General features: G+C 72.0%; 20 protein-coding genes. 12 read left to right on the plus strand and 8 right to left on the minus strand.

Annotation, left to right across the window (positions count from 1 at the left end; translation table 11 throughout):
* The 3 genes from FJ658_RS12180 to FJ658_RS12190 form a co-directional block, all read right to left on the minus strand.
* Window positions 1-336 (minus strand): biotin/lipoyl-containing protein (locus tag FJ658_RS12180; RefSeq protein ID WP_305004298.1); only part of this gene is annotated, 336 nt, incomplete at its 3' end.
* Between the two features lie 60 nt (window positions 337-396).
* Window positions 397-1,770: a dihydrolipoyl dehydrogenase gene (gene lpdA, locus FJ658_RS12185; RefSeq protein ID WP_141145642.1), complete on the minus strand. Its 1,374-nt coding sequence runs from the start codon at window positions 1,768-1,770 to the stop codon at window positions 397-399.
* 147 nt (window positions 1,771-1,917) lie between these two features.
* Window positions 1,918-3,390: a leucyl aminopeptidase gene (locus tag FJ658_RS12190; protein ID WP_141145643.1), complete on the minus strand. Its 1,473-nt coding sequence runs from the start codon at window positions 3,388-3,390 to the stop codon at window positions 1,918-1,920.
* Between the two features lie 114 nt (window positions 3,391-3,504).
* Here FJ658_RS12190 and FJ658_RS12195 point away from each other — a divergent pair, with 114 nt between their 5' ends.
* The 5 genes from FJ658_RS12195 (at window position 3,505) to FJ658_RS12215 (ending at window position 9,497) form a co-directional block, all read left to right on the plus strand.
* Window positions 3,505-4,416 (plus strand): proteasome assembly chaperone family protein, encoded by a 912-nt coding sequence (locus tag FJ658_RS12195; RefSeq protein ID WP_141145644.1) that lies wholly within the window; start codon window positions 3,505-3,507, stop codon window positions 4,414-4,416.
* 79 nt (window positions 4,417-4,495) lie between these two features.
* Entirely contained in the window at window positions 4,496-5,812 is a 1,317-nt protein-coding gene (locus FJ658_RS12200) for a nitrate/nitrite transporter (RefSeq protein ID WP_141145645.1), read from the plus strand.
* 171 nt (window positions 5,813-5,983) lie between these two features.
* Window positions 5,984-7,345, plus strand: coding sequence for an RNA polymerase sigma factor (locus FJ658_RS12205; RefSeq protein WP_370454795.1), 1,362 nt, complete (start codon window positions 5,984-5,986; stop codon window positions 7,343-7,345).
* A 2-nt stretch (window positions 7,346-7,347) separates the two neighbouring features.
* Window positions 7,348-8,718: a Mur ligase family protein gene (locus FJ658_RS12210; RefSeq protein ID WP_141145647.1), complete on the plus strand. Its 1,371-nt coding sequence runs from the start codon at window positions 7,348-7,350 to the stop codon at window positions 8,716-8,718.
* Entirely contained in the window at window positions 8,715-9,497 is a 783-nt protein-coding gene (locus tag FJ658_RS12215) for a type 1 glutamine amidotransferase (RefSeq protein WP_141145648.1), read from the plus strand. Before FJ658_RS12210 ends, FJ658_RS12215 begins: the two co-directional genes overlap by 4 nt.
* Before the next feature lie 9 nt (window positions 9,498-9,506).
* Here FJ658_RS12215 and FJ658_RS12220 read toward each other — a convergent pair whose 3' ends face one another.
* Both FJ658_RS12220 and FJ658_RS12225 read right to left on the minus strand, forming a co-directional pair.
* A complete protein-coding gene (locus FJ658_RS12220; protein ID WP_141145649.1) occupies window positions 9,507-10,508 on the minus strand; it encodes a sugar-transfer associated ATP-grasp domain-containing protein in 1,002 nt (333 codons plus the stop codon).
* 114 nt (window positions 10,509-10,622) lie between these two features.
* The gene (locus FJ658_RS12225; protein ID WP_141145650.1) at window positions 10,623-10,832 is read right to left on the minus strand and encodes a hypothetical protein; all 210 of its coding nucleotides are present in this window, start codon (window positions 10,830-10,832) and stop codon (window positions 10,623-10,625) included.
* A gap of 269 nt (window positions 10,833-11,101) precedes the next feature.
* Between FJ658_RS12225 and FJ658_RS12230 the strand changes: the two genes are divergently transcribed.
* Together FJ658_RS12230 and FJ658_RS12235 are read left to right on the plus strand one after the other, a co-directional pair.
* On the plus strand, window positions 11,102-13,177 hold the full coding sequence (locus FJ658_RS12230) for a type IIA DNA topoisomerase subunit B (protein ID WP_141145651.1): 2,076 nt from the start codon (window positions 11,102-11,104) through the stop codon (window positions 13,175-13,177).
* A gap of 88 nt (window positions 13,178-13,265) precedes the next feature.
* A complete protein-coding gene (locus FJ658_RS12235; protein WP_141145652.1) occupies window positions 13,266-14,810 on the plus strand; it encodes a carboxylesterase/lipase family protein in 1,545 nt (514 codons plus the stop codon).
* An 87-nt stretch (window positions 14,811-14,897) separates the two neighbouring features.
* On the opposite strand, the gene FJ658_RS12240 is transcribed toward FJ658_RS12235, so the two are convergent.
* Window positions 14,898-17,369, minus strand: a complete 2,472-nt coding sequence (locus tag FJ658_RS12240; protein ID WP_141145653.1) for a DNA topoisomerase (ATP-hydrolyzing) subunit A — start codon at window positions 17,367-17,369, stop codon at window positions 14,898-14,900.
* Window positions 17,370-17,381: 12 nt separating this feature from the next.
* Between FJ658_RS12240 and FJ658_RS12245 the strand changes: the two genes are divergently transcribed.
* Window positions 17,382-18,500: an alkaline phosphatase family protein gene (locus tag FJ658_RS12245; protein WP_141145654.1), complete on the plus strand. Its 1,119-nt coding sequence runs from the start codon at window positions 17,382-17,384 to the stop codon at window positions 18,498-18,500.
* A 42-nt stretch (window positions 18,501-18,542) separates the two neighbouring features.
* Here the strand turns inward: FJ658_RS12245 and sepH are convergent, their stop codons facing one another.
* Window positions 18,543-19,631, minus strand: a complete 1,089-nt coding sequence (gene sepH / locus FJ658_RS12250; protein ID WP_141145655.1) for a septation protein SepH — start codon at window positions 19,629-19,631, stop codon at window positions 18,543-18,545.
* 197 nt (window positions 19,632-19,828) lie between these two features.
* Here sepH and FJ658_RS12255 point away from each other — a divergent pair, with 197 nt between their 5' ends.
* Complete coding sequence (locus FJ658_RS12255; protein WP_141145881.1) at window positions 19,829-20,122, plus strand: DUF4193 domain-containing protein; 294 nt, start codon at window positions 19,829-19,831, stop codon at window positions 20,120-20,122.
* Window positions 20,123-20,222: 100 nt separating this feature from the next.
* Here FJ658_RS12255 and FJ658_RS12260 read toward each other — a convergent pair whose 3' ends face one another.
* A complete protein-coding gene (locus FJ658_RS12260; protein WP_141145656.1) occupies window positions 20,223-20,681 on the minus strand; it encodes a DUF3093 domain-containing protein in 459 nt (152 codons plus the stop codon).
* 100 nt (window positions 20,682-20,781) lie between these two features.
* Here FJ658_RS12260 and dut point away from each other — a divergent pair, with 100 nt between their 5' ends.
* The 3 genes from dut to FJ658_RS12275 are packed head-to-tail and all read left to right on the plus strand — an operon-like array spanning window position 20,782 to window position 22,798.
* Window positions 20,782-21,297, plus strand: coding sequence for a dUTP diphosphatase (gene dut / locus FJ658_RS12265; protein ID WP_181408441.1), 516 nt, complete (start codon window positions 20,782-20,784; stop codon window positions 21,295-21,297).
* Window positions 21,294-22,010 carry a DUF3710 domain-containing protein gene (locus FJ658_RS12270; RefSeq protein ID WP_141145658.1) on the plus strand — a complete coding sequence of 239 codons (717 nt, stop codon included), beginning with the start codon at window positions 21,294-21,296 and terminating at the stop codon, window positions 22,008-22,010. The genes dut and FJ658_RS12270 overlap by 4 nt, the downstream gene beginning before the upstream one ends.
* The gene (locus FJ658_RS12275) at window positions 22,007-22,798 is read left to right on the plus strand and encodes a DUF3159 domain-containing protein (protein ID WP_141145659.1); all 792 of its coding nucleotides are present in this window, start codon (window positions 22,007-22,009) and stop codon (window positions 22,796-22,798) included. Before FJ658_RS12270 ends, FJ658_RS12275 begins: the two co-directional genes overlap by 4 nt.
* Window positions 22,799-22,899: the final 101 nt, after the last annotated feature.

The following is a 22,899-nucleotide window of genomic DNA, read 5'->3' on the forward strand; positions in this document are numbered from 1 at the left end:
GGCCGGCTGCTCGGCCGGGGCCTCCGCGGCGGGCGCGGGCTGCTCAGCGGGCGCTTCGGCAACGGGCTCCGCGGCCGGAGCCGCGTCGCCGCCACCCGAGCCGTCGCCGATCCGCACCAGCGCGGTGCCGACCTCGACGGTCTCGTCCTCGGCGACGAGGATCTCCTCGATCACGCCGGCGACGGGCGAGGGGATCTCGGTGTCGACCTTGTCGGTCGAGACCTCGAGCAGGGGCTCGTCGACCTCGACGCGGTCACCCACCTGCTTCAGCCACCGGGTCACCGTCCCCTCGGTGACGCTCTCGCCGAGTGCCGGCAGGCTGACGGATTCGCTCATCGGTTGATGCTCCTTAGTGAACGTTCGAGTTCAAGTTTATGTCGGGGTTCCGGCGCCGGGTCACATCGCGTGCAGCGGCTTGCCGGCGATCGCCAGGAACGCCTCGCCGAGCGCCTCGTTCTGCGTCGGGTGCGCGTGGATGAAGGGGGCGACGTCCTCGGGGTACGCCTCCCAGTTCACGGCCAGCTGGGCCTCGCCGATCAGCTCGCCGACGCGGGCGCCGATCATGTGCACGCCGACGACGGGGCCGTCCTTGACGCGCACGACCTTGATCGAGCCGGAGGTCTCGAGGATGTGGCTCTTGCCGTTGCCGGCGAGGTTGTAGTCGTAGCTCTGCACGGCCTCCTCGCCGTACTTCTCGACGGCCTTGGCGGTGCTCAGGCCGATCGAGGCGACCTCGGGGTCGGAGTAGGTGACCTTCGGGATGTCGCTGTCGGAGACGACGATCGGGTTGAGGCCCGCGATCTCCTCGGCCACGAAGATGCCCTGCTGGAAGCCGCGGTGGGCGAGCTGCAGGCCGGGGACGATGTCGCCGACGGCGTAGACGCCGGGGATGTTGGTGCGCAGGCGCTCGTCCGTGAGCACGAAGCCGCGGTCCATGGTGATCCCGACCTCCTCGAAGCCGTTGCCGGCGGTCGCGGGGCCGCGGCCCACGGCGACCAGCAGCAGCTCGGCCTCGACGGTCGTGCCGTCCTCGAGCGTCACGACGACGCCGTTCTCGTGCTGGGTCACGCTCTGGAAGCGGGTGCCGAGCTTGAAGTCGATGCCGCGCTTGCGGAACGCGCGCTCGAACTGCTTGCTGACGCTCTCGTCCTCGTTGGGCACGAGGTGGGGGAGCGCCTCGATGATCGTGACGTCGGCGCCCCAGCTCTTCCAGACGCTCGAGAACTCGACGCCGATGACGCCGCCGCCGAGCACGGCGACCTTCTGCGGCACGAAGTCGAGCTGCAGCGCCTGCTCGGAGGTGATCACGCGGCCGCCGATCTCGAGGCCGGGGAGGCTGCGCGAGTAGGAGCCGGTGGCGAGGATGACGTTCTTGCCGACGATGGTGTCGTCGCCCACCTGCACGGTGGTCGGCGAGGTCAGGTGACCGTGACCCTCGATGGTCGTGATCTTGCGCGCCTTGAGCAGGCCCTGCAGGCCCTTCCACTTCGAGGCGATGATGCCCTCGCGGTACTCCTTGACCGCGGAGATGTCGATGCCCTGGAACTCGGCCTTCACGCCGAACTTCGCCGACTCGCGGGCGTTGTCGGCGATCTCGGCGCTGTGCAGCAGCGCCTTGGTCGGGATGCAGCCGACGTGCAGGCACGTGCCGCCGACCTTGCCCTTCTCGATGAGGGCCACGGACTGGCCCAGCTCGGAAGCGCGCAGAGCCGCGGCGTATCCACCGCTTCCGGCTCCCAGCACGACAAGGTCGAAGTTCTGCTCGGACACTCAGTGTCTCCCTCGTGCGTCGATGTCGGTCGCGCCGATGGGGGTGGTCTCGATGCGCGACCTGCGTCTGCAGGGACTTCCCTGCCGATGCTCAACCCTAGTATGACGAAGCCGAGCGGATGCGGCGCGCGGCCGGGCGCGCCCGCCTCAGCCGGCGAAGCCCTCGGCGAGGCGCACGAGCGTGCGCACGGCGATGCCGGTCGACCCCTTGGTGGTCCAGCCGAAGCCGCGGCCGGTGTGGTTCGCGGCGCCCGCGATGTCGATGTGCGCCCACGGGATCGTGCCCGCGTCGTCGCCCTCCCGGCGACCGATGAAGGTGCGCAGGAAGACCCCGGCGAGCAGCATCCCGCCGGCGGTGTTGCCGGGCCGGGCGTTGGCGATGTCGGCGACGTCGGTCTCGAGCGCGGCCCGCAGCTCGCCCGGCAGCGGCATGCGCCAGAAGGTCTCGCCCGAGGCGGCGCCGGCGGCGAGCACCTGCTCGCCGATCTCGGCGTCGCCCATGACGGGCACGATCCGCTCGCCCATGGCGACCTTCGCGGCACCCGTGAGCGTGGCGATGTCGACGATCGCGTCGGGCTGCTCCTCGCTCGCGGCGACCAGGCCGTCGGCGAGCACGAGGCGCCCCTCGGCATCGGTGTTCAGCACCTCGACGGTCTTGCCGCCGCGGATCGTGAGCACGTCGTTGGGGCGGATGGCGGTGCCCGACGGCAGGTTCTCGGCCAGGCACAGGCGCGTGGTGATGCGCACGAGGAGCCCGAGGCGCGCGGCGGCGATCGTCGCGGCCAGCACCGAGGCAGCCCCCGTCATGTCGTACTTCATGCCGACCATCGAGCCGGCGGGCTTGAGCGAGAGGCCGCCCGAGTCGAACGTGATGCCCTTGCCGACGAGGGCGAGATGGCGGCTTGCGCCCTCGGGGGCGTAGCGCAGCACGACGAGGCGCGGCCCGCGGCTCGAGCCCTGGCCGACGCCGAGGATGCCGCCGTAGCCGCCGTCGGCGAGCGCGGCCTCGTCGAGCACCTCGATCTCGATCGGCAGTCCGGCGACGAGCTCGCGGGCGCGGTCGGCGAAGCTCTCGGGATAGAGGGCGTTCGGCGGCGTCGTGACCAGGTCGCGCACCGTGTGCACGGCCTCGGCCAGGGCGGCCGCGCGCTCGACGGCGTCGTCGGACGCGGCACCGTGCACCGTGATCTGCTGCACGGCGGGACGCGTCGGCGAGGTCTTCTGCGCCGCGAAGACGTAGGCGCCCGTGGCGGCGCCCTCGAGGATCGCCGCGGTCGCCTCGGCCGAGTCGGCGGGCAGCGCGATCGCGATGCTCTCGACGCCGGCCAGTTGACGCGCGGCGGCTCCGGCGGCGTAGCGCAGCGCATCCACGTCATCGCTCGATCCGAGACCGACGAGCGCGAGGCTCGCCGAGAAACCGGTGGGGGCCGGGATGCGCGTCAGCTCGTCCTGGCCGCCGCCCACGCCGATCGCCTCGAGCTCGGCGGTGCCCAGCTCCGTGCCCTCGGGCCACCCGACCGCCACCGGTCCGTCGGCGCCGGCTCGGACGCCGACGACCACCACCTCCGCGGAGCTGTCGACGACGGAATCGGTGCTGACGGACAGGCGGGGGAGGGTCATGCGGCCAGCCTAGCCAGCGCGCGGTGACGCTCTCCGCGTCGTGTTCGCTGTCGGCGTTCGGCCGACGTCGGCGCCGCCCGGCGTCGCCCGGATGCCCGCCCGTAGACTCGGAGGATGCTCGATCCGCGCGACCTCTACGACGTCCGACTCGCCGACGCCGACGTGCCGCGCGGGCTCCCGCTGATCGCCGCGCTGACCGGTTTCGCCGACTCCGGCGGCGCCGTGAGCCAGCTCACCTCCTACTTCCGCGACACGCTCGAGTCGACCGAGGCGGTGGTGTTCGAGAACGACATCCTGCTCGACTACCGCGCCCGTCGACCGGTCGCGCTGTTCGACCAGGACCACATCTCCGAGATCACGCCGGCGACGCTGACGCTGTCGCTCGTCGAGGACGAGCTCGGTCAGCCCTTCCTGCTGCTGAGCGGCTACGAGCCCGACTTCCGATGGGAGTCGTTCATCGCGGCGATCGCGCAGCTCATCGAGCGCTACGGCGTCGCGAGCGCGACCTGGGTGCACGCCATCCCGATGCCCGTGCCGCACACCCGCCCGCTCGGCGTCACCGTGAGCGGCAACCGCGCCGATCTCATCGAGTCGATGTCGGTCTGGCGCCCGCGCACCCAGGTGCCGTCGAACGTGCTGCACGTGCTCGAGCACCACCTGCAGAGCACCGATCTGCCGACGGCGGGCTTCGTGCTGCTGGTGCCGCACTACCTCGCCGACACGGAGTACCCGGCGGCGGCGATCGCGGGCCTGGAGAGCATCAGCGCCGCGACCGGACTCATCTTCCCGACCGACCGCCTGCGCGAGGAGAACCGCGACTTCCTGACCAAGGTCGAGGAGCAGGTCGGCGGCAACGATGAGCTGCAGCAGCTGGTCGCGACGCTCGAGACGCGCCACGACAGCTACATGGAGGACAACCCGCTGCCGTCGCCGCTCGTCGCGGAGGACGGCACGGTGCCGAGCGCCGACTCGATCGCCGCGGAGCTCGAGCGCTTCCTCGCCTCCCGTCGGCCCGACGAGGACTGACAGCCGCCCCGGTCGGCGGGCCGCCTCGCCGCCCGGCCGACGCGCGGATCGGCGTCGCCGGCACCGCTAGCGTCCTGGTGTGAACTCGCTGCGCTCCTGGATCGTGCTCGGGGGAGCGGTTCTCGCCTACCTCGTGTCGGTCACGCAGCGCACCTCCTTCGGCGTCGCGGGCGTGCCGGCGACCGAGCGCTTCGACGTCTCCGCCTCGGCGATCTCGACGGTCGCCGTCGTGCAGGTGGTCGTCTACGCCGCCATGCAGGTGCCGGTCGGCGTGCTCGTCGACCGCATCGGCTCGAAGTCGCTGCTGCTGCTCGGTGCGGCCCTGATGGCCGGCGGAACCCTGCTGCTCGCCTTCTCGACCTCGCTTGGCGCGGCCCTGGTGGCCCGGATGCTGGTGGGCGCCGGCGATGCGGTCACCTTCGTGTCGGTCATCCGGCTCCTCCCGTTCTGGTTCCAGGGCCGGATCGTCTCCCAGCTCTCGCAGTGGATCGGCACGGTCGGCCAGCTCGGTCAGATCCTGTCTGCGCTGCCGTTCGCGCTGCTCCTGCGCGAGGCGGGCTGGACCCCGGCGTTCTCGGTGCTCGCGGGGGTCTCGGTCGCCGCCGGTCTCGTCGTGCTGGTGACGGTGCGCCGCGGCGAGCCGCAGCCGCTGACCGGCCCGATGCCGACGGGTGGGATGGGCGCGCGCCTGCTCGCCTCGCTGCGCCGGCCCGGCACGCAGCTCGGCTTCTGGGTGCACCTCATCGGCGGCACGCCGACGAACGTCATCGCGATCCTCTGGGGCTATCCGATGCTGACCGCCGGTCTCGGCTACGGACCCGGTCCGGCGGCGGCGATCATGTCCCTGCTCGCCGTGGGCGCGCTGATCTGGGGCCCGCTGTTCGGCTTCCTGATCGCGCGCTTCCCGCTGCGGCGCAGCTCGCTCATCCTCGTCGTCGTGACCGGGATCGCGGTCGCGTGGGCCGTGCTGCTGCTCTGGCCCGGCACGCCGCCCCTGCCGGTGGTCGTGCTCTTCTTCCTCGCCGTCTCGGCCGGCGGCCCCGGATCGCTCATCGGCTTCGACGTCGCCCGCAGCTTCAACCCGAGTCACGCCTTCGGCTCGGCCTCGGGCATCGTCAACGTCGGCGGCTTCACGGGCGGCTTCGTCAGCATGCTGCTGGTCGGCGTCACCCTCGACTCGCTGCATGGCGCGGGTGTCACCGCGTCGCTCTACGACTTCGACGGCTTCCGCATCGCGCTGATCGTGCCCGGTGCGATCGTCGCGCTCGGCATCGTCGGGCTGGTGGTCGCTCGCCGGCGCACGCGGGCCCGGATGTACGCGGAATCGGGAATAGAGGTGGCCCCGCTGTGGGTTGCACTGTTCCGACGCTGGCGCGCCGGTCGCACCTCCGGATAGCCGGTTCCAGCACGACGAGCGAGAGAAGTTCGCCGCGGCGTCACGCACGGGCTGACACCTGTGCGATAATCGGTAGCTACAGACCCTGTCGAACCCATCATGCGGCGCTTTCGCGCCGCGGGGCTTGACAAGGGTCTTAGTACTGCCCAGAAAGCCCGGGAAGGGGAGCGCATGGCCACCCGAAGCAAGGCAGCCACCACCGAGAGCAGCACCCAGGAGTCCGTCGAGACGGAGGCCGTCGTCACGTCGGCGGCTGCCGCGGCGAGCACCACCACGGCGGCGCCCAAGAAGACCACGACCGCGAAAAAGGCTGCCGCCACGGCGAAGCCCGCGGCCAAGAAGGCCGCGTCGAAGCCGGCCGCGAAGCGCGGCAGCAAGGCCGCCGACGAGGACGCCGACGACCAGGACGAGAACGAGCCCGGCGACGACGTCGACGAGAGCGCCGACGGCGCCGAGTCGAGCGACTCGGACGACTCCGACGACAGCGACAGCGACGGCGACGAGAAGGGCGACTCCAAGTCGACCTCGATCGACGAGCCGCTGCCGACCGGCGCGCTGCGTCTGTCGATGTCGGACGACGAGGACGAGGTGCCGATCTACTCGGCCGCCATCACCGGCGCCACGGCCGACCCGGTCAAGGACTACCTCAAGCAGATCGGAAAGGTCGCGCTGCTCAACGCGGCCGAAGAGGTCGAGCTGGCGATGCGCATCGAGGCGGGCCTGTTCGCCGAAGAGAAGCTGTCGCACATGGCGCCGGCCGACCACCGCACCCAGCTGGGCCGCGAGCTGACCTGGGTCGCCCGCGACGGCCAGCGCGCGAAGAGCCACCTGCTCGGCGCCAACCTGCGTCTGGTCGTCTCGCTCGCGAAGCGCTACACGGGCCGCGGCATGCAGTTCCTGGACCTGATCCAGGAGGGCAACCTCGGTCTCATCCGCGCGGTCGAGAAGTTCGACTACACCAAGGGCTTCAAGTTCTCGACCTACGCCACCTGGTGGATCCGTCAGGCGATCACCCGCGCCATGGCCGACCAGGCCCGCACCATCCGCATCCCGGTGCACATGGTCGAGGTCATCAACAAGCTGGCCCGCGTGCAGCGCCAGATGCTGCAGGACCTGGGCCGCGAGCCCACGCCCGAGGAGCTGAGCCGCGAGCTCGACATGACCCCCGAGAAGGTCATCGAGGTGCAGAAGTACGGCCGCGAGCCGATCTCGCTGCACACCCCGCTCGGCGAAGACGGCGACAGCGAGTTCGGCGACCTCATCGAGGACACCGAGGCGGTCGTGCCGGCCGACGCGGTGGGCTTCACGATGCTGCAGAAGCAGCTCGAGTCGCTTCTCGACTCGCTCAGCGAGCGCGAGGCGGGCGTGATCCGCATGCGCTTCGGCCTGGGTGACGGGATGCCGAAGACACTCGACCAGATCGGCGACACCTTCGGCGTGACGCGTGAGCGCATCCGTCAGATCGAGTCGAAGACGATGGCCAAGCTGCGCCACCCCTCGCGGTCGCAGTCGCTGCGCGACTACCTGGAGTAGGAGTGGGTCTGCTCGACGTCGTCGCGATCGCCGCCGGGCGCATCACGCGACGCGCCGTGCTGACGCTGCGTCCCGGGGGAGCCACGGCGATCCCGGGCCGCGTCGTCGAGCGCCTCTCGCCGGGCCTGCTGGGCCGCATCCTGTCGCAGCCGCGCCTCGTCGTGGTGAGCGGATCGAGCGGCAAGGGCACCACGACGAAGATGCTCGTCGCGATCCTCGAGGCGCACGGCCTCGACCTGTTCACGAACAAGTACGCGGGCAACATCACCCGCGGCATGCTCTCGGAGCTGCTGCGCGTCGTCGACTGGCGCGGACGCTTCCCGCACGAGTGGGCCGTGATGGAGATGGACGAGGGCTACTCGGCGCTGACGACCGAGAAGGCCCGCGCCGAGGTCACCGTGCTGATCAACGTGATGGTCGACCAGGTGCACCGCTGGGGTCAGCCCGAGCGGGTCGCCGCCTACCTCGAGCGCACCGCGCGTCAGACCACGGGCACGCTCGTGGTGAACCGCGAGGACCCGCAGCTGCGCCGCGTCGTGTCCCGGCTCCCGGAGCGCGGCGCGCAGCTGCGCACCTTCGGTGTGTCCGCCGAGGTGCAGTCGTCGCTGCGCCACGGCCTCGGCTCGGCTCCCGACTTCGCCGAGGGCGAGGCGCGGATGCCCGATCCCGTCGCCGAGTCGGTGGTCGTGGGCTACGGCGGCAGCACCGCCACCGTCGAGCTCAGCTCCGCCGACGGCGCCGGCCCCGCGACCCTCGTGGACGTCGAGCTGCCGAGCCGCGGCATCCACCTCGCCGTCGACTCCGCCGCCGCGCTCGAGGGTGCGCGCGCGATCCTCGGCGATCGCTTCGACCCGCAGGTCGCGGCGGCCGCTCTCGCCGATGCTCCTGTGGTCTTCGGCCGCGGAGAGCGAGCGCGCGTGCGCGGCGAGGTCGCCGAGTTCGTGCTCGCCAAGAGCCCGACCGCCTCGCAGGTGAACGTGGATGCGCTCGAGCCGGGCACCGCGCAGATCGCGGTCGTCATGGGCAAGGACATCCCCGACCCGTCGCTGCTCTGGCTCATCGACTGGACGCCGGTCGGCCGTGCCGCGATCGTCGGCGGGATGCAGGCCTGGGATGCCGCGCTGCGTCTCGGCTACGACGAGGTCGAGATCGACGCGATCGAGGAAGACGTCGAGATCGCGACCGACCGCTTCTTCGCCCTGCCCGCGCCCGCTGCGGGGGGCGGCGTCAAGACCGTGCTCTACTCCGCGGAGGGGATGCGCCGCATGCGCCGCCACCTGGGCCTGTTCGACGCCGACACCGAGACGATCCGCACCGACGCGCCGGCATCGGGTTCGAGCGTCGCCACGACCGAGGACGGAGACGACGCATGAGCGCGACGACCGTGCGGCTCGTGCACGTCTATCCCGAGCACTTCGACATCAACGGCGACAGCGGCAACGCCCTGACGGTGCGCAAGCGCCTCGAGTGGGCCGGCTTCGACGTCGAGCTCATCGAGCCGACGCCGGCCGGCGGCTGGCCGAGCGAGACCCCCGACCTCGTGCTGGTCGGCGGCGGGACGCTCGCCGCGCAGCGCGCCGCGCTCGCGCCCCTGCGCGCCGAGGCCGCCCGCCTGGGCGATTGGATCGCCGCCGGCGTGCCGCTGCTCGCGGTCGCGGGCGGACTCCAGCTGGCGATGAGCCGCATCCGCTTCCCGGGCGACGGCGAGGCCGAGCAGGATGGGATCGGGCTGTTCGCGGGCCTCAGCGAGCCGAGCGCGGAGCACCGCACCGGACCGCTCGTGCTCGACTCGGCCGCGCACGGCCGTCTCTTCGGCTACCTGAACCTCGCCCAGACCGCCGTGCTCGACGCCGGGCAGCAGCCCTTCGCGCGCGTGCTGCACGGCGAGGCGAACGGGGCAGCCACGACGGCCGAGGACGCGGCGGCGGCCTTCGACGGCGCCGTGAACGGCACGGCGATCGGCAGCCACAGCCACGGCCCGCTGCTGCCGCGCAATCCCGGCCTCGCCGACCACCTGATCACGACGGCCCTCGCTCGCCGTGGCATCGAGGGCTACGCACTCGGCGAGAAGCACCTCCGGGTCGACGACTACGCGCGCCGCGCCCGCGAGGCGATCACCGCGCGGCTCAAGCTGGCCGACGCGACCGCCTGAGCCTCCGGCTCAGAAGTGCATGACCTCGCGATAGCGGGGGAGCAGGCCGGTGCGCACGCCCGACAGCGACGGCTTCAGCTGGTAGACGCCCGAGTTCGGGTTGCCCTCGATCAGCATCGGGCGATCCGGGCCGATCGCGACATCCCAGCCGATGTAGGGCATCTCGGGCACCTGCCCGGCCACCTCGTCGAGCAGCGCGAGCGTCTCGGCGTAGAGCGGCACCTGGAAGCCGACGATCGACGTGCCGCTGCGCGGGTGCACGGCGAAGGTGCCGCCGGCGGCGTCGAAGGCCGGATGCTCGGCCACGCCCTGCTCGTTCAGCATCGTGTACATGCCGCCGCCCGAGAAGTTGTCGACGTCGCCGCCGTTGCCCATCTTGAGCACGGCGGCGAGCACCGTCACCTTCCCCTTCTCGGCGAAGGTGATCATGCGCAGCGAGTTGACGCTGGTCGGCTCGAGCGACGCCATGTCGGGGTGCTGGGTGATGAACTCCTCCAGCAGGAACTGACGGCCGGCCAGCAGCGTCTCGCGGAACGCCGCCCAGTCGGAGATCTCGTCGGCCCGGTGCGACTTGATGCCGAGACCCGAGAGGCTGTCGGGCACCTTCGCCATGATGCGGCCGTGCTTCGCGCCGAAGGCCTGCAGCTGCTCGGGCGTCGACTCGCGCACGTCGAGCCAGTCGCGCCCGATGTGCGGCGCGAAGGCGGCGTTGAACTCGACCTTGTCGCGGAAGGTGTGGCGGAACTCCTTCGCGTTGTAGCGCTCGACCAGGTGGTTCGACTTCGGATGCGTCATGTAGGTGCGGCGCTCGGCGCCGGTCAGCAGGTGGAAGTCCCAGTCCGCGTAGTCCTGGAACGCGGTCTCGTAGCGCACCGAGCACCAGAGCATGTCGATGAGGATGCCGAGGCGCGATCGCCCGCTGCCGGCGGCGATGCGGCCGGCGAAGCCGAGCAGGTTCGCGGGGCTGAGTCGACGGGCGCGGTTCAGGAGGTAGCGGAGGCGCAGGAGCACCCGCCGAGCCTATCGGCGCGCATCCACCGAGCCCGTCGCGCCGCGGTACGACGAAGGCGCACCCCGTCGAACGGGATGCGCCTTCGCACGATGCGGCTCAGCCGCGAGGTCTGGTCAGCGGGTCTCCTGCAGACGCGCGCTCTCGTCGTGCCACTCGATGGCCTGGCCGGCGAGCTTCGCCTTGAACTTCGCACCGTGGTGAGCGCAGAAGAGCAGCTCACCCGAGGCGAGGGTCACGCGGATGTAGGCCTGGGCGCCGCACGAGTCGCAGCGGTCGAGGGCGGTGAGAGTGGCGTCGATGGCGCTGTCGGTCAGCTGCGTCATGGGGTGCTCCTTCTCGCTCGGGTCGGTGACCTGGTGGTGCGATGGGTCTATTCGACCACAGGAGTGCTTCGGAACACCGGCGATCCGGGTTCGTTTCGCTCAGGGCGGAGGAAGCGGAGGCAACGCGGGCGCGCATCCGCCTCGGCGCCCGTGCGCCTTCCGCGCGGTGTCCGCCGCCGCGCCTATCCTGGTCTGCGGTTCGCGGCGCATCGTCGTTCCCGAGGTCCCTCGGGCCGGATGCCTCCCCACCCGCGACAGGAAGGATCCGCGTGGCCGACGACTACTCCGCCCGTCATCTCTCGGTTCTCGAGGGGCTCGAGGCGGTGCGCAAGCGCCCCGGCATGTACATCGGCTCGACCGACTCGCGCGGTCTCATGCACTGCCTCTGGGAGATCATCGACAACTCGGTCGACGAGGCGCTCGCGGGTCACGGCAGCGAGATCGACGTGCTGCTGCACGCCGATTCGAGCGTCGAGGTGCGTGACCGCGCCCGCGGCATCCCGGTCGACGTCGAGCCGAAGACGGGGCTGACCGGCGTCGAGGTCGTCTTCACCAAGCTGCACGCCGGAGGCAAGTTCGGCGGCGGCTCCTACGGTGCCTCGGGCGGCCTGCACGGCGTTGGCGCCTCGGTCGTGAACGCGCTCTCGGAGCGCCTCGACGTCGAGGTCGACCGCGGCGGCAAGACCTACGCCATGTCGTTCCGGCACGGCGAGCCGGGCACTTTCGCCGACCAGGGCGAGAAGACCCCGGATGCGCCGTTCACCCCGTTCGTCTCGGGCAGCGAGCTGCGCGTCATCGGCAAGGTCGCCAAGGGCGTCACGGGAACGCGCATCCGGTACTGGGCCGACCGGCAGATCTTCGGCCGCGACGCCGAGTTCCAGCTGCTCGACCTGATCGGCCGCGCGCGGCAGACGGCGTTCCTGGTGCCCGGCCTCGGCATCCAGCTGAGCGACGAGCGCGGTCAGGAGACGGTGCGCGAGCGCTTCCACTTCGAGGGCGGCATCACCGAGTTCGTCGAGTTCCTGGCCCCGGATGCGGCGGTCACCGACGTCTGGCGCATCACCGGAACCGGCGCCTACACCGAGACGGTCCCCGTGCTGCAGGCGAACGGCCACATGGAGCCGACCGAGCTGCAGCGCGAGTGCGAGGTCGAGATCGCCCTGCGCTGGGGCACCGGCTACGAGACGGTGTTCCGCAGCTTCGTCAACATCATCGCGACGCCCAAGGGCGGCTCGCATCAGACCGGCTTCGAGCAAGGGCTCATGAAGTTCTTCCGCGCCGAGACGGAGAAGAACGCCCGCAAGCTCAAGATGGGCTCCGACAAGCTGGAGAAGGACGACATCCTGGCCGGACTGAGCGCCGTGCTGACGGTGCGCCTGCCCGAGCCGCAGTTCGAGGGCCAGACCAAGGAGGTACTCGGCACCCCGGCCGTGCGCGCGATCGTCGCGAACGTCGTGAACAAGGCCCTCGCCGAGCGCTTCGCCTCGACCAAGCGCGACGACAAGACGCAGTCGGCGCAGGTGCTCGAGAAGATCGTCGCCGAGATGAAGAGCCGCATCGCGGCCCGCGCGCACAAGGAGACCCAGCGCCGCAAGAACGCGCTGGAGTCGTCGACGCTGCCGGCGAAGCTCGTCGACTGCCGCTCGAACGACGTCGCCGAGAGCGAGCTGTTCATCGTCGAGGGCGACTCCGCGCTCGGCACGGCGAAGCTCGGGCGCGACAGCGAGTTCCAGGCGCTGCTGCCGATCCGCGGCAAGATCCTGAACACCCAGAAGGCCTCGGTCAGCGACATGCTCTCGAACCTCGAGTGCGCGTCGATCATCCAGGTCGTCGGCGCGGGGTCGGGCCGCAGTTTCGAGCTCGAGCAGGCGCGCTACGGCAAGGTCATCATCATGGCCGATGCCGACGTCGACGGCGCGCACATCCGCACGCTGCTGCTGACGCTGTTCTTCCGGTACATGCGGCCGATGATCGAAGACGGGCGCGTGTTCGCCGCGGTGCCGCCGCTGCACCGCGTGGTCGCGATCAACAACGGCTCGAAGCCGAACGACGTGATCTACACCTACTCCGAGGCGGAGCTGCACTCGGTGCTCGCGGCGCTGAAGAAGTCGGGCCGCCGCTACCAGGAGCCGATCCAGCGCTACAAGGGCCTGGGCGAGATGGATGCGGACCAGCTGGCCGAGACCACGATGAGCCGCTCGCACCGCACCCTGCGCCGCGTGCGGGTGACCGACGCCGAGTCGGCGGCGAACGTCTTCGAGCTGCTGATGGGCAACGACGTCGCCCCGCGCAAGGACTTCATCATCGCCGGGCAGGGCCTCAACCGGGCCCGCATCGACGCCTGATCGCGGCACGCGCGTGAGTCGGCTCGACGGGGCGGCGGCACGGTCGGCGTCCAGCCGGCGTCGACACGACGGGCCTAGCATCCCGAGCATGAGTCGACTCGAGGGCAGCCTGACGGTCACGACGACCGCCGGGGTCGTCGAGGGCGTCGTGCGGCGCGGTCTGCGCATGTGGCGCGGCATCCCCTATGCCGCCGCCCCGGTCGGGTCTCGCCGCCTGCGCGCTCCGCAGCCGCCGGCGCCGTGGACGGGAGTGCGGCCCGCGGTCGACTTCGGCCCGATCGCGCCGCAGGATCCGCACGGCCCGTCGGCGCTTCCGGCGATGCCGATCGGGCACGACGAGGACTGCCTCACGCTCAACGTGATGGCGCCGCGGCCGACGACCGGCAAGCTGCGCCCGGTCATGGTGTTCGTGCACGGCGGCGCCTTCGCGGTGGGCTCGTCGCGCGAGATGCCCGAGCAGGGCGAGGGGCTCGTGCACGACGGAGGGGTCGTCTTCGTCAACCTCAACTACCGACTCGCGGGCCTCGGCTGGCTCGATCTCAGCCGCTACGGCACGGCCGAGCGCCCGATCGACTCGAACCTGGGACTCCGGGATGTCGTCGCCGCGCTGGAGTGGATCCGCGACAACATCGCGGCGTTCGGCGGCGATCCCGACAACGTGACCCTGTTCGGCGAGTCGGCCGGGGCGGGCGTCGTCACGACGCTCATGACGGCGCCCGCCGCGCGCGGGCTGTTCGCCAAGGCGATCGCCGAGAGCTCGCCGGTCGAGGCGGTCTACTCGCGCGAGCTGCAGGCCGAGTGGGCCGCTGACTTCGTGCGCATCCTGCGCGAGGTGATCGAGGAGCGGCATCCGGGCGTCACCGAGGGACGCTCCGAGGTCGAGGTGCTCGACCACGCCGCGACCGCCGCCTGGATCACGGCCTCGCACCGCTTCGCCGCGGGGGCGATCGACCGCACGCCGGGCACGGTCGCGTGGTCGGCCGTGCTCGACGGCGAGTTCCTGCCCGAGCGGCCGACCGCCGCCTTCCTGGCCGGTCGCTCGATGCCGATCCCGCTCATCATCGGCACGAACGATCGCGAGGGCTCGCTGTTCCGGGGGCGGCTCGACATCCTGGCGACGACGCCCGAGCGCATCCGCGCGATCCTCTCGGGCACCGAGGCCTCCGCGGCCGAGGAGCTCACCGGCACGTACCCGGGCCTGCCGCGGCAGCGCGACGCCATGGACCTCGCCGGCGACCACGCCTTCTGGTTCCCCTCGATCGTCGCCGCCTCGGGGCACTCGCGCGTGGCGCCGACCTACATGTACCGCTTCGACCTCGCGCCCCGGCTCGCCCGACTGCTGGGATTGGACGCGACCCACGGCATCGAGCTGTTCGCCGTGTTCGACAAGGCGTCAAGCGTCTTCGGCCGGTTCATGGGCGCGCTGGGCGGCACCCGCGACTTCGAGCGCGCCGGGCGCCGCGTGCGCACGAACTGGCTGCACTTCGCCTATTCGGGCGAGGTGGATGCGGGCTGGCCGCGCTATGACGAGGACGACCGCTTCACGCTGATCATCGACGTCGACGATCGGATCGAGTCCGACCCGCGCGGCGACCGGCGCCGGGCGTGGATGCGGTTCGTGCCGCACGTCTGACGGCACGTCCGAACCGGGCACCCCGCCGCCGAGCCGTCGTGCCGCCGCGGGCCGGCGGCGGGGTCCGCGACCGCGGCGCTGACCGACCTACAGCCCGCGCCCGACCGACCCGATCACGGCATCCAGCGGCGTGCCCGAGGCGTCGCGTCGCGCGCCGGCCTCCGGCAGGGCGCGCTGAGCGCCGTCGGCGCCCACGGCCAGAGCCGGAGCCGGCCCCGCCCAGGCGAGCGCGAGGCCGCTCTCGCCCTTGAGGAAGGTGTGCGCGCGCACGCCGCCGGTCGCGCGGCCCTTGCCCGGGAACTCCGAGAACGCCGACACCTTGGCACGGCCGGGGTCGGTGCCGAGCAGGGTCTCGCTGGCCGCGGACACGGTCACCACGACCGCCGACTCGGGGTCGACCACGCCGAAGAAGATCACGGCGGCGCCCGACGACAGCTTGATGCCCGCCATGCCGCCGGCGGCCGCGCCCTGCGGTCGCACGCTCGCGGCGCCGAAGTGCAGCAGCTGCGCATCCGAGGTCGCGAACACGAGCTCGCGGTCGTCGCCCGCGGGCGCGGCGCCCACGACCGTGTCGGAGCCCTTGAGCGCGACGACCTCGAACTCGGGTCGGTTCGGCCAGGCGTTCGGGATCACGCGCTTCACGACGCCGTCGCGGGTGCCGAGCGCGAGCGGGGTCTCGTCGTCGAGACGCACGATCGCGAGCACCTGCTCCTTCTTGTCGGCGAGGCCGAGGTAGTCGCGCACCTTCGCGCCGGCGGCGAGCTGCACCGAGTTCGGCGGCACGGCCGGCAGGTCGATCGGGGTGAAGCGCACCAGGCGCCCCGTCGACGTGATCGCGCCGAGCTCGCCGCGCGTCGTCGTGCGCACGGTCGACAGGATCGCGTCGTGCCGACTGCGGCGGGCCGGGGGCGTGATCTCGTCGACGCCGTCGGGCAGGTCGATGCGCACCGCGCGGCCCGTCGTCGACAGCGCCACCACGCAGGGCGTGTCGGCGATCTCGAGGCTCGCGGCGGCGGCCGCCTTGCGGGCCCCGGACGTCGCGACCGAGGGGCGCGCATTGGTCAGCAGGGTGCGCCGGGGTGTGCCGAATCGCTCGGCGACCTCGTCGAGCTCCTGCCCGACGAGCGCGCGCAGCTTCACCGGGCTGGCCAGCAGCTCCTCGAGGTCGGCGATCTCGGCCCGCAGCTGATCGCGCTCCTTCTCGAGCTCGATGCGACTGAACTTCGTCAGGCGGCGCAGCTGCAGCTCGAGGATGTAGTCGGCCTGCAGCTGGCTGAGGTCGAACACATCCATCAGGCGGCTGCGCGCCTGCGCCGTGTCGTCGGAGGAGCGGATGACCTGGATGACCTCGTCGATGTCGAGGATCGCGATCAGCAGACCGTCGACGAGGTGCAGGCGCTCCTGCTTGCGCGCGAGGCGGTAGCGGCAGCGTCGGGTGACGACCTCGATGCGGTGGTCGAGGTAGACGCGCAGCAGCTCGCGCAGGCCGAGCGTCTGCGGGGCGCCGCCGACGAGCGCGACATTGTTGATCGAGAAGCCGTCTTCGAGCGGGGTGAGGCGATAGAGCTGCTCGAGCACCGCATCCGGGCTGAAGCCGGTCTTGATGCCGATCACGAGCCGCAGTCCGTGCTTGCGGTCGGTCAGGTCGGTGACGTCGGCGATGCCGTTGATCTTCTTGGCGCCGACGCCGTCCTTGATCTTCTCGATCACGCGCTCGGGGCCGACGAGGTAGGGCAGCTCGGTCACGACCAGGCCGGTGCGGCGCGGCCCGAGCTGCTCGATGCTGACCTTGGCGCGCGTCTTGAAGCTGCCGCGGCCGGTCGCGTAGGCGTCGCGGATGCCGTCGAGGCCGACGATCGTGCCGCCGGTCGGCAGGTCGGGGCCGGGCACGTAGGCCATGAGGTCGTCGAGCGTCGCCTCGGGGTTGTCGAGCAGATGGCGCGCCGCCGCGACGACCTCGATGAGGTTGTGCGGCGCCATGTTCGTCGCCATGCCGACCGCGATGCCGCTCGTGCCGTTGACCAGCAGGTTCGGGTACGCCGCCGGAAGCACCTCGGGCTGCTCGAGCTGGTTGTCGTAGTTCGGCACGAAGTTCACGACGTCCTCGTCGAGACCGTCGATCATCGCCATCGCGGCGGCCTGCAGGCGCGCCTCGGTGTAGCGCGACGCAGCGGGTCCGTCGTCGAGCGAGCCGAAGTTGCCGTGGCCGTCGACGAGGGGCACCCGCATCGCGAAGTCCTGCGAGAGCCGCACGAGCGCGTCGTAGATCGCGGAGTCGCCGTGCGGGTGCAGACGCCCCATGACGTCGCCGACGACACGGGCGCTCTTGACGTGGCCGCGCTCGGGGCGCAGGCCCATCTCGCCCATCTGGAACAGGATGCGGCGCTGCACGGGCTTGAGCCCGTCGCGCGCGTCGGGCAGGGCCCGCGAGTAGATGACGGAGTAGGCGTATTCGAGGAACGAGCCCTGCATCTCGAGCGCGAGGTCGATGTCCTCGATGCGCTCTCCGGGGCCGCTGCTGTCGCCCGTCGTGACGGGGCTCTTCGATGGGGGAGTCATAGGATCGCCTGCATGCTACCGGCGCGTCAGGACACCCGGTTCCGACTTGCCGAGGTGCTGCCGGATTCGCTCGCCACGGTGCTCGGCGAGTCCTCGCAGCTCGGCCTGCCACCCGCTCGGCGCATCGTCGTCGCGCTCGTCGACGGGCTCGGGGCTGCGGCGCTGCGCGAGCGGATCGGCCATGCCCGTCGTCTCGCCTCCGCATTCACGCGCGGCTCGACGATCTCGGTCGGATTCCCCTCGACGACCGCCGCGATGATCACGACCCTGACGACCGGCGCCGACCCGGGCGAGCACGGCCTCGTCGGCTACGCGGCGCTCGATGCCGCGAACGATCGAGTGCTGAACCTGCTGAACGGCTGGGATGCGCAGAGCGATCCGCTGGCCTGGCAGAGCGTGCCGACCGTGTTCGAGCGCGCCGTCGCCGCGGGCATCCCGGCCGTCGTGATCGCCCCGCCGCGCTACCGCGACTCGAGGTTCACGCAGGCCGCGCTGCGCGGCGCCGAGTACCTGCCGGCGGCGACCATCGAGGAACGCGCCGCCCGCGCGGTGGCCGAGCTGCGCCGTCACGAGCGTCTGATCGCCTACCTCTACATCCCCGAGCTCGATGTCGTCGCCCACCGACATGGCGTGGAATCGGGGGAGTGGACCGCGGCGCTCGAGCAGGCGGACGCCGCCCTCGGCGAGCTCGCTCGCGCGCTCGGCCCCGACGACCTGCTGCTGGTCACCGCCGACCATGGCGTGGTCGACATCCCGGCCGAGTCGCACGTCGTGCCCGACGCGGCCCTGTTCGCCGAGGTGCGGCATCTCGCGGGGGAGCCGCGCTGCCTGCAGCTGCATCTCGAGCCCCCGGCCGACGCCGCCGCGACGGCCGCGACCTGGCAGCGCGTGCTCGGCCGCTCGGCCTGGGTCGCGACGCGCGACGAGGCCGTCGCGGGCGGGCTCTTCGGCGAACCCGGCAGAGTGGATGCGCGCATCCTGCCCCGCATCGGCGACGTGCTGGTCGGCGCGCGGGCGCGGGTGGCGTTCTACCGCGACTCGGATTCACCGGCCCGGGGCATGGTCGGACAGCACGGATCGGCCACGCCCGAGGAGATGCTGGTGCCGCTGCTCAGGTTCCGCGGCGCCTAGGGCTCTGCCGCAGCGGAGCCTGCCGCGAAGGTCTCCGCGTCGTCAGTCGTCGTCGGTGCGGGCGCCGAAGACGATCTCGTCCCAGCTCGGCATCGCCGCGCGGCTGCGGCGCGAGGTCGGCCGAGCGGCCGCGGCGGGCGCCGCCGGCTCGGGCGAGCGCTGCACGGCGGGCTCGGTGTGGGCGTCGGCCTGCGCATCCCAGTCGGCGGTCCGGTCGTCGCTGTCGCCGAGGTCGTCGACGTCACCGGTCGTGGCCGCCGACTCCGGCGCGTCGAGGCCGTCGAGCGGCACCTCGACGAGGCGGATGCTCGGGGCCGGGGCCTTCTCGAACGCCAGCTCCGGCTCCAGCTCGAACTCGGGCTCGTCGGCCGGACGCGGCTCGCGCTCACCGCGTCGACGGCGCAGCGCCTCGAGCAGGTCGGCCGTCTGGTTCAGGTCGCCGCGGCCGAATCCGACGCTCTGCACGTTCGGTCCGCCCACACCGGGCTCGACGCGGAAGGCGTTGCTGTCGAAGCGCGGCGACTCGATCGTGTCGTCGCTCGGCACGGCGCGCAGGCGCGGGATCAGCGGGGCCGGCGTCTCGGCCTGCTGCTGCGAGAGCGTGATGGCGTCGGCGTTGAGCGGCGAGAGCGAGCGGCGGCGCGGGTCGAAGCCCCAGCGGGCGTCGTGCTCGACCGTGTTCGCCGTGAACACGACCTTCACGACCCAGCCCTGCTCCGGGTCCTTCCAGCTGGTCCAGCGCTCGTCGACGGCGTCGGCATCCGCCAGGCGGGTGCGGATGACCGAGCCGAAGCTCGGGCGCTCGTCGTCGGAGTCCTGCGGGGTGTGCACGGCGACGCTGAGCGCCGACTCGACGATGTACTCGCGCTCGGCGAGCACCGGACCCTCGTAGCGGCGCACGTCGTCGACGTCGGCGCCCGTGATCGCGGCCACGTCGTCAGCGCTGAGACCGGCGCGGATGTGCGCCTGGATCTCGCGCGGAGCGACCTTGCGGTCCCCGCGGGCGGCCGGGCGCGGGCGGCGCAGGCGCGCCGCGGTGGCGTCGTCGATCGCGACGCGGTACTCGGTTCCCTGGCTGTCGACGACGACCAGTGCTCCGTCCTCGACACCCGAGACCTTCAGCTCCTGCATGACGGCCCTCTCCCGCTCTCGATGGTCGCGACCACAGTGCCACGGAACGGCCCCGGAACCGGGGAATATCGCGGGCGCGCCGCGAGTTCCATCCACGTCCCGAGAGGTGGCCGCGAACCGGTTTGCCAAACCCGGGACGATGATGCAGACTGTCGCCGCCGAGCCGCCGGGCACGGCTGATTCTGGAATGGATGGGAATGGCAACCGACTACGACGCACCGCGGAAGACCGACGACGAGACCGAGTCGATCCAGGCCCTCCAGGAGCGCGTTCCCGACAAGATGTCGGGTGTCGTCGACGTCGAGGACGCCGACAACCCGGGCAGCTTCGAGCTCGCGGGCCAGGACCTGGCCGACGTGGACCTCGATGTCGTCGTGCTCCCGCCGCAGGCCGACGAGTTCACCTGCATGAGCTGCTTCCTGGTGAAGCACCGCTCGCAGCTCGACCACGAGGGCAAGATCGGACCGATCTGCCACGAGTGCGCCGCCTGAGCGCACCCGAAACGAACGACTTCAGCGCCCGCCGCCTTTTGGCTGCGGGCGCTGCGTCGTTCCCGGGGTGATCCGCCGACCCGGGGATGCGGTGGTGCGGTCAGTCCGCCGGCGCGGCCGCGGCGGGCGCGGCCGTCAACGCGGCGACCAGCTCGTCGGGTCGTCGCGTCGACACGAGCCAGTAGGGGGTCGGGTCGGTCTCGTCGACGAGACGCACCTTGACCACGGGCGAGATCCAGCCGCGGATGAGCAGCCAGGCCCGCGCATCCAGCTCGCGACCGCGCTGCAGCGTCGCGTCGGCGCCGCGATGAGCGCTCACCTCGCCGACCACCTCGCGGGGGAGCCGCGCGCGGCCGGCGACGAACTCGGTCTCGGTCACCGTGAGCCGCGGCGTGGTGACCAGCAGGATGACGACCGCCAGGCCGTAGCTGACCACCGCGGCGACGACGCCGGCGACCATGCTGATCGGCAGGAACACGAGCAGGCTCGCGGGGATGAGCAGCGCCGTCGCGACGAACAGCCACGGCGTGGGCGAGAGCCGCTCGCGGTAGATCTCCATGGCGTCCATTCTCGACCACCGCGGCTGGGGGTCCCGACGGCGACGCCGCGCTGTCGGCGCGCGATGCGGTCGCTCGGCGACGCCCGCTAGCCTCGGGGTCGTGAGCGAGCCGTGCGAAGTGCTGATCGTGTCCGAGCAGGTGCCGGAGTACGCGCATCCGGGTGACGCCGGCGCCGACCTGCGCGCGAGCGAGCCCGTGACGCTCGCGCCGGGGGAGCGGCAGACCATCGGCACCGGCGTCGCGATCGCCCTGCCCGACGGCTACGCCGCCTTCGTCGTGCCCCGCAGCGGCCTCGCCGCCAAGCACGGCATCACGATCGTCAACAGCCCGGGCACGGTGGATGCGGGCTATCGCGGCGAGATCCGCGTCACGCTCCTGAACACCGACACCCGGGTGCCGTATTCTGTCGCGGTCGGCGACCGGATCGCCCAGCTGATCGTGATGCCCGTGACCCGCGCGCGCTTCGTGCCCGTGGATCGTCTGCCGGGCAGCGAGCGCGGCGAGGGCGGCTTCGGATCCACCGGCTACGCGGAGCGCGGCACCGTCGGCGCACCGCCCGAGACAGCGGCCGCCTCGCACCCGACCGAGGCCGCCACGACAGGAGATCAGCGATGAGCAAGCGCAGCCGCAAGGCCGCCGACGCCGCCGAGGCGGAGGCGTCGACCGAGATCGAGACCACGGCGGACGAGAGCGCCGAGGCCACGGGCGACGCCGTCGACACGGTCGAGGCCGGCGACGACGCCGCGCCCGTCGACCAGCCGAAGTCGGCCCCCGACGACCGCGACGAGGAGGGTCCGCTCGACGAGAGCGAGCACAACCCGGTGCGTCCCTACGTCGACCTCGGCGGCGTCAAGATCCTGCCGCGTCCCGACCTGGGCCTGCGTCTCGAGGTCGAGGAGGGCAGCCAGCGCGTCGTCGCGGTCGCCCTCGACTACGCCGAGTCGACCCTGCAGGTGCAGCCCTTCGCCGCGCCGCGCTCGAGCGGCCTCTGGCACGAGATCCGCGAGCAGATCGCCGAGCAGCTGCGTCGCCAGGGCGGCGACGTGGAAGAGCGCGACGGCGCCCTCGGCCCCGAGCTCGTGACACGCATCCCGGCCCCGGCCGGCGCCGAGGGCGGCACCCGCGTCGCCCGCTTCATCGGCGTCGACGGACCGCGCTGGTTCCTGCGCGGCGTCATCAGCGGCAAGGGCGCGGTCGACGAGAAGGCCGGCGCGCAGATCGAGGAGCTGTTCCGCAGCATCGTCGTCGTGCGGGGCGGTCAGCCGATGCCGCCGCGCGACCTCATCCCGCTGCACGTGCCCGCCGGCGCCCAGCCCGACGCCGGATGACCGACGCCGAGCGCACGCCCGGCGACCGCGACACCGAGCGCGACGCGGCCGCATCCGAGCCGGCCGCGGCGGAGTCCGCATCCGAGCGGGCCGCGCCGACCTTCCAGGAGGCGATGGCCCAGGCCGCCCGCCGCTCGGGTCTCGGCCACGTCGCGCCGGGGGAGACGCCGACCGCCGGTGCGCTGCTCGCCGCGATGGGCGGCATCCGCGGCCTGATCGAGTCGATCCTGCCGGGCGTCGGGTTCCTCGCGACCTACACGATCACGAACCAGCTGCTGCCGTCGGTCATCGCCCCGGCCGTGCTGGCGGTGCTGCTGATCGTCGCGCGCGCCGTGCAGCGACAGCCGGTCATGACGGCCGTCGCGGGGCTGATCGGCATCGCCGTCTCGGCCGCGCTCGCGCTGTTCACCGGCAACGCGGCGAACAACTTCGTGCCCGGTTTCGTGATCAACGCCGGCACGGCGCTCGTCGTGATCATCTCGATCGTGGCGCGGCGCCCCATCGTCGGCCTCATCGCCGGGCTGCTCGTCGGCAGCTCCGACTGGCACCGCGATCGCGCGAAGCTGCGCGTCGCGATGATCGCGTCGGTGTTCTGGGCCGCGCTCTCCCTGCTGCGTCTCGCAGTGCAGCTGCCCCTGTACCTGGCGGGGGCGACGCAGGCGCTGGCGGCGACCAAGCTGATCATGGGCGTGCCGTTCTACGCCCTCCTGCTCTGGGTCACCTGGCTCATGATGCGAGCCGCGTGGACAGGCCCCGCCGCCGACGAGGACGCCGCTCCGAGCGTGTAAACTATCTCGATGTCGAGATAAATCGACGCGTCCGCCGCAGGCCGTCCGGGGCCTGTGAGGCTTAGGCTTGCCTTGCTGGACGGGGCTGTCCGGGCCCGACC

The organism is Schumannella sp. 10F1B-5-1 (genome assembly GCF_006517535.1).
Classification (GTDB): domain Bacteria; phylum Actinomycetota; class Actinomycetes; order Actinomycetales; family Microbacteriaceae; genus Schumannella.

Coding starts and splice junctions, on each gene's coding strand:
- FJ658_RS12235 (WP_141145652.1), top strand. CDS start 13,266: ATGAGTCGACTCGAGGGCAGCCTGACGGTCACGACGACCGCCGGGGTC.
- FJ658_RS12205 (WP_370454795.1), top strand. CDS start 5,984: ATGGCCACCCGAAGCAAGGCAGCCACCACCGAGAGCAGCACCCAGGAG.
- FJ658_RS12190 (WP_141145643.1), bottom strand. CDS start 3,390: ATGACCCTCCCCCGCCTGTCCGTCAGCACCGATTCCGTCGTCGACAGC.
- sepH (WP_141145655.1), bottom strand. CDS start 19,631: ATGCAGGAGCTGAAGGTCTCGGGTGTCGAGGACGGAGCACTGGTCGTC.
- FJ658_RS12195 (WP_141145644.1), top strand. CDS start 3,505: ATGCTCGATCCGCGCGACCTCTACGACGTCCGACTCGCCGACGCCGAC.
- FJ658_RS12240 (WP_141145653.1), bottom strand. CDS start 17,369: ATGACTCCCCCATCGAAGAGCCCCGTCACGACGGGCGACAGCAGCGGC.
- FJ658_RS12225 (WP_141145650.1), bottom strand. CDS start 10,832: ATGACGCAGCTGACCGACAGCGCCATCGACGCCACTCTCACCGCCCTC.
- FJ658_RS12215 (WP_141145648.1), top strand. CDS start 8,715: ATGAGCGCGACGACCGTGCGGCTCGTGCACGTCTATCCCGAGCACTTC.
- FJ658_RS12255 (WP_141145881.1), top strand. CDS start 19,829: ATGGCAACCGACTACGACGCACCGCGGAAGACCGACGACGAGACCGAG.
- FJ658_RS12260 (WP_141145656.1), bottom strand. CDS start 20,681: ATGGAGATCTACCGCGAGCGGCTCTCGCCCACGCCGTGGCTGTTCGTC.
- FJ658_RS12245 (WP_141145654.1), top strand. CDS start 17,382: ATGCTACCGGCGCGTCAGGACACCCGGTTCCGACTTGCCGAGGTGCTG.
- FJ658_RS12275 (WP_141145659.1), top strand. CDS start 22,007: ATGACCGACGCCGAGCGCACGCCCGGCGACCGCGACACCGAGCGCGAC.
- FJ658_RS12270 (WP_141145658.1), top strand. CDS start 21,294: ATGAGCAAGCGCAGCCGCAAGGCCGCCGACGCCGCCGAGGCGGAGGCG.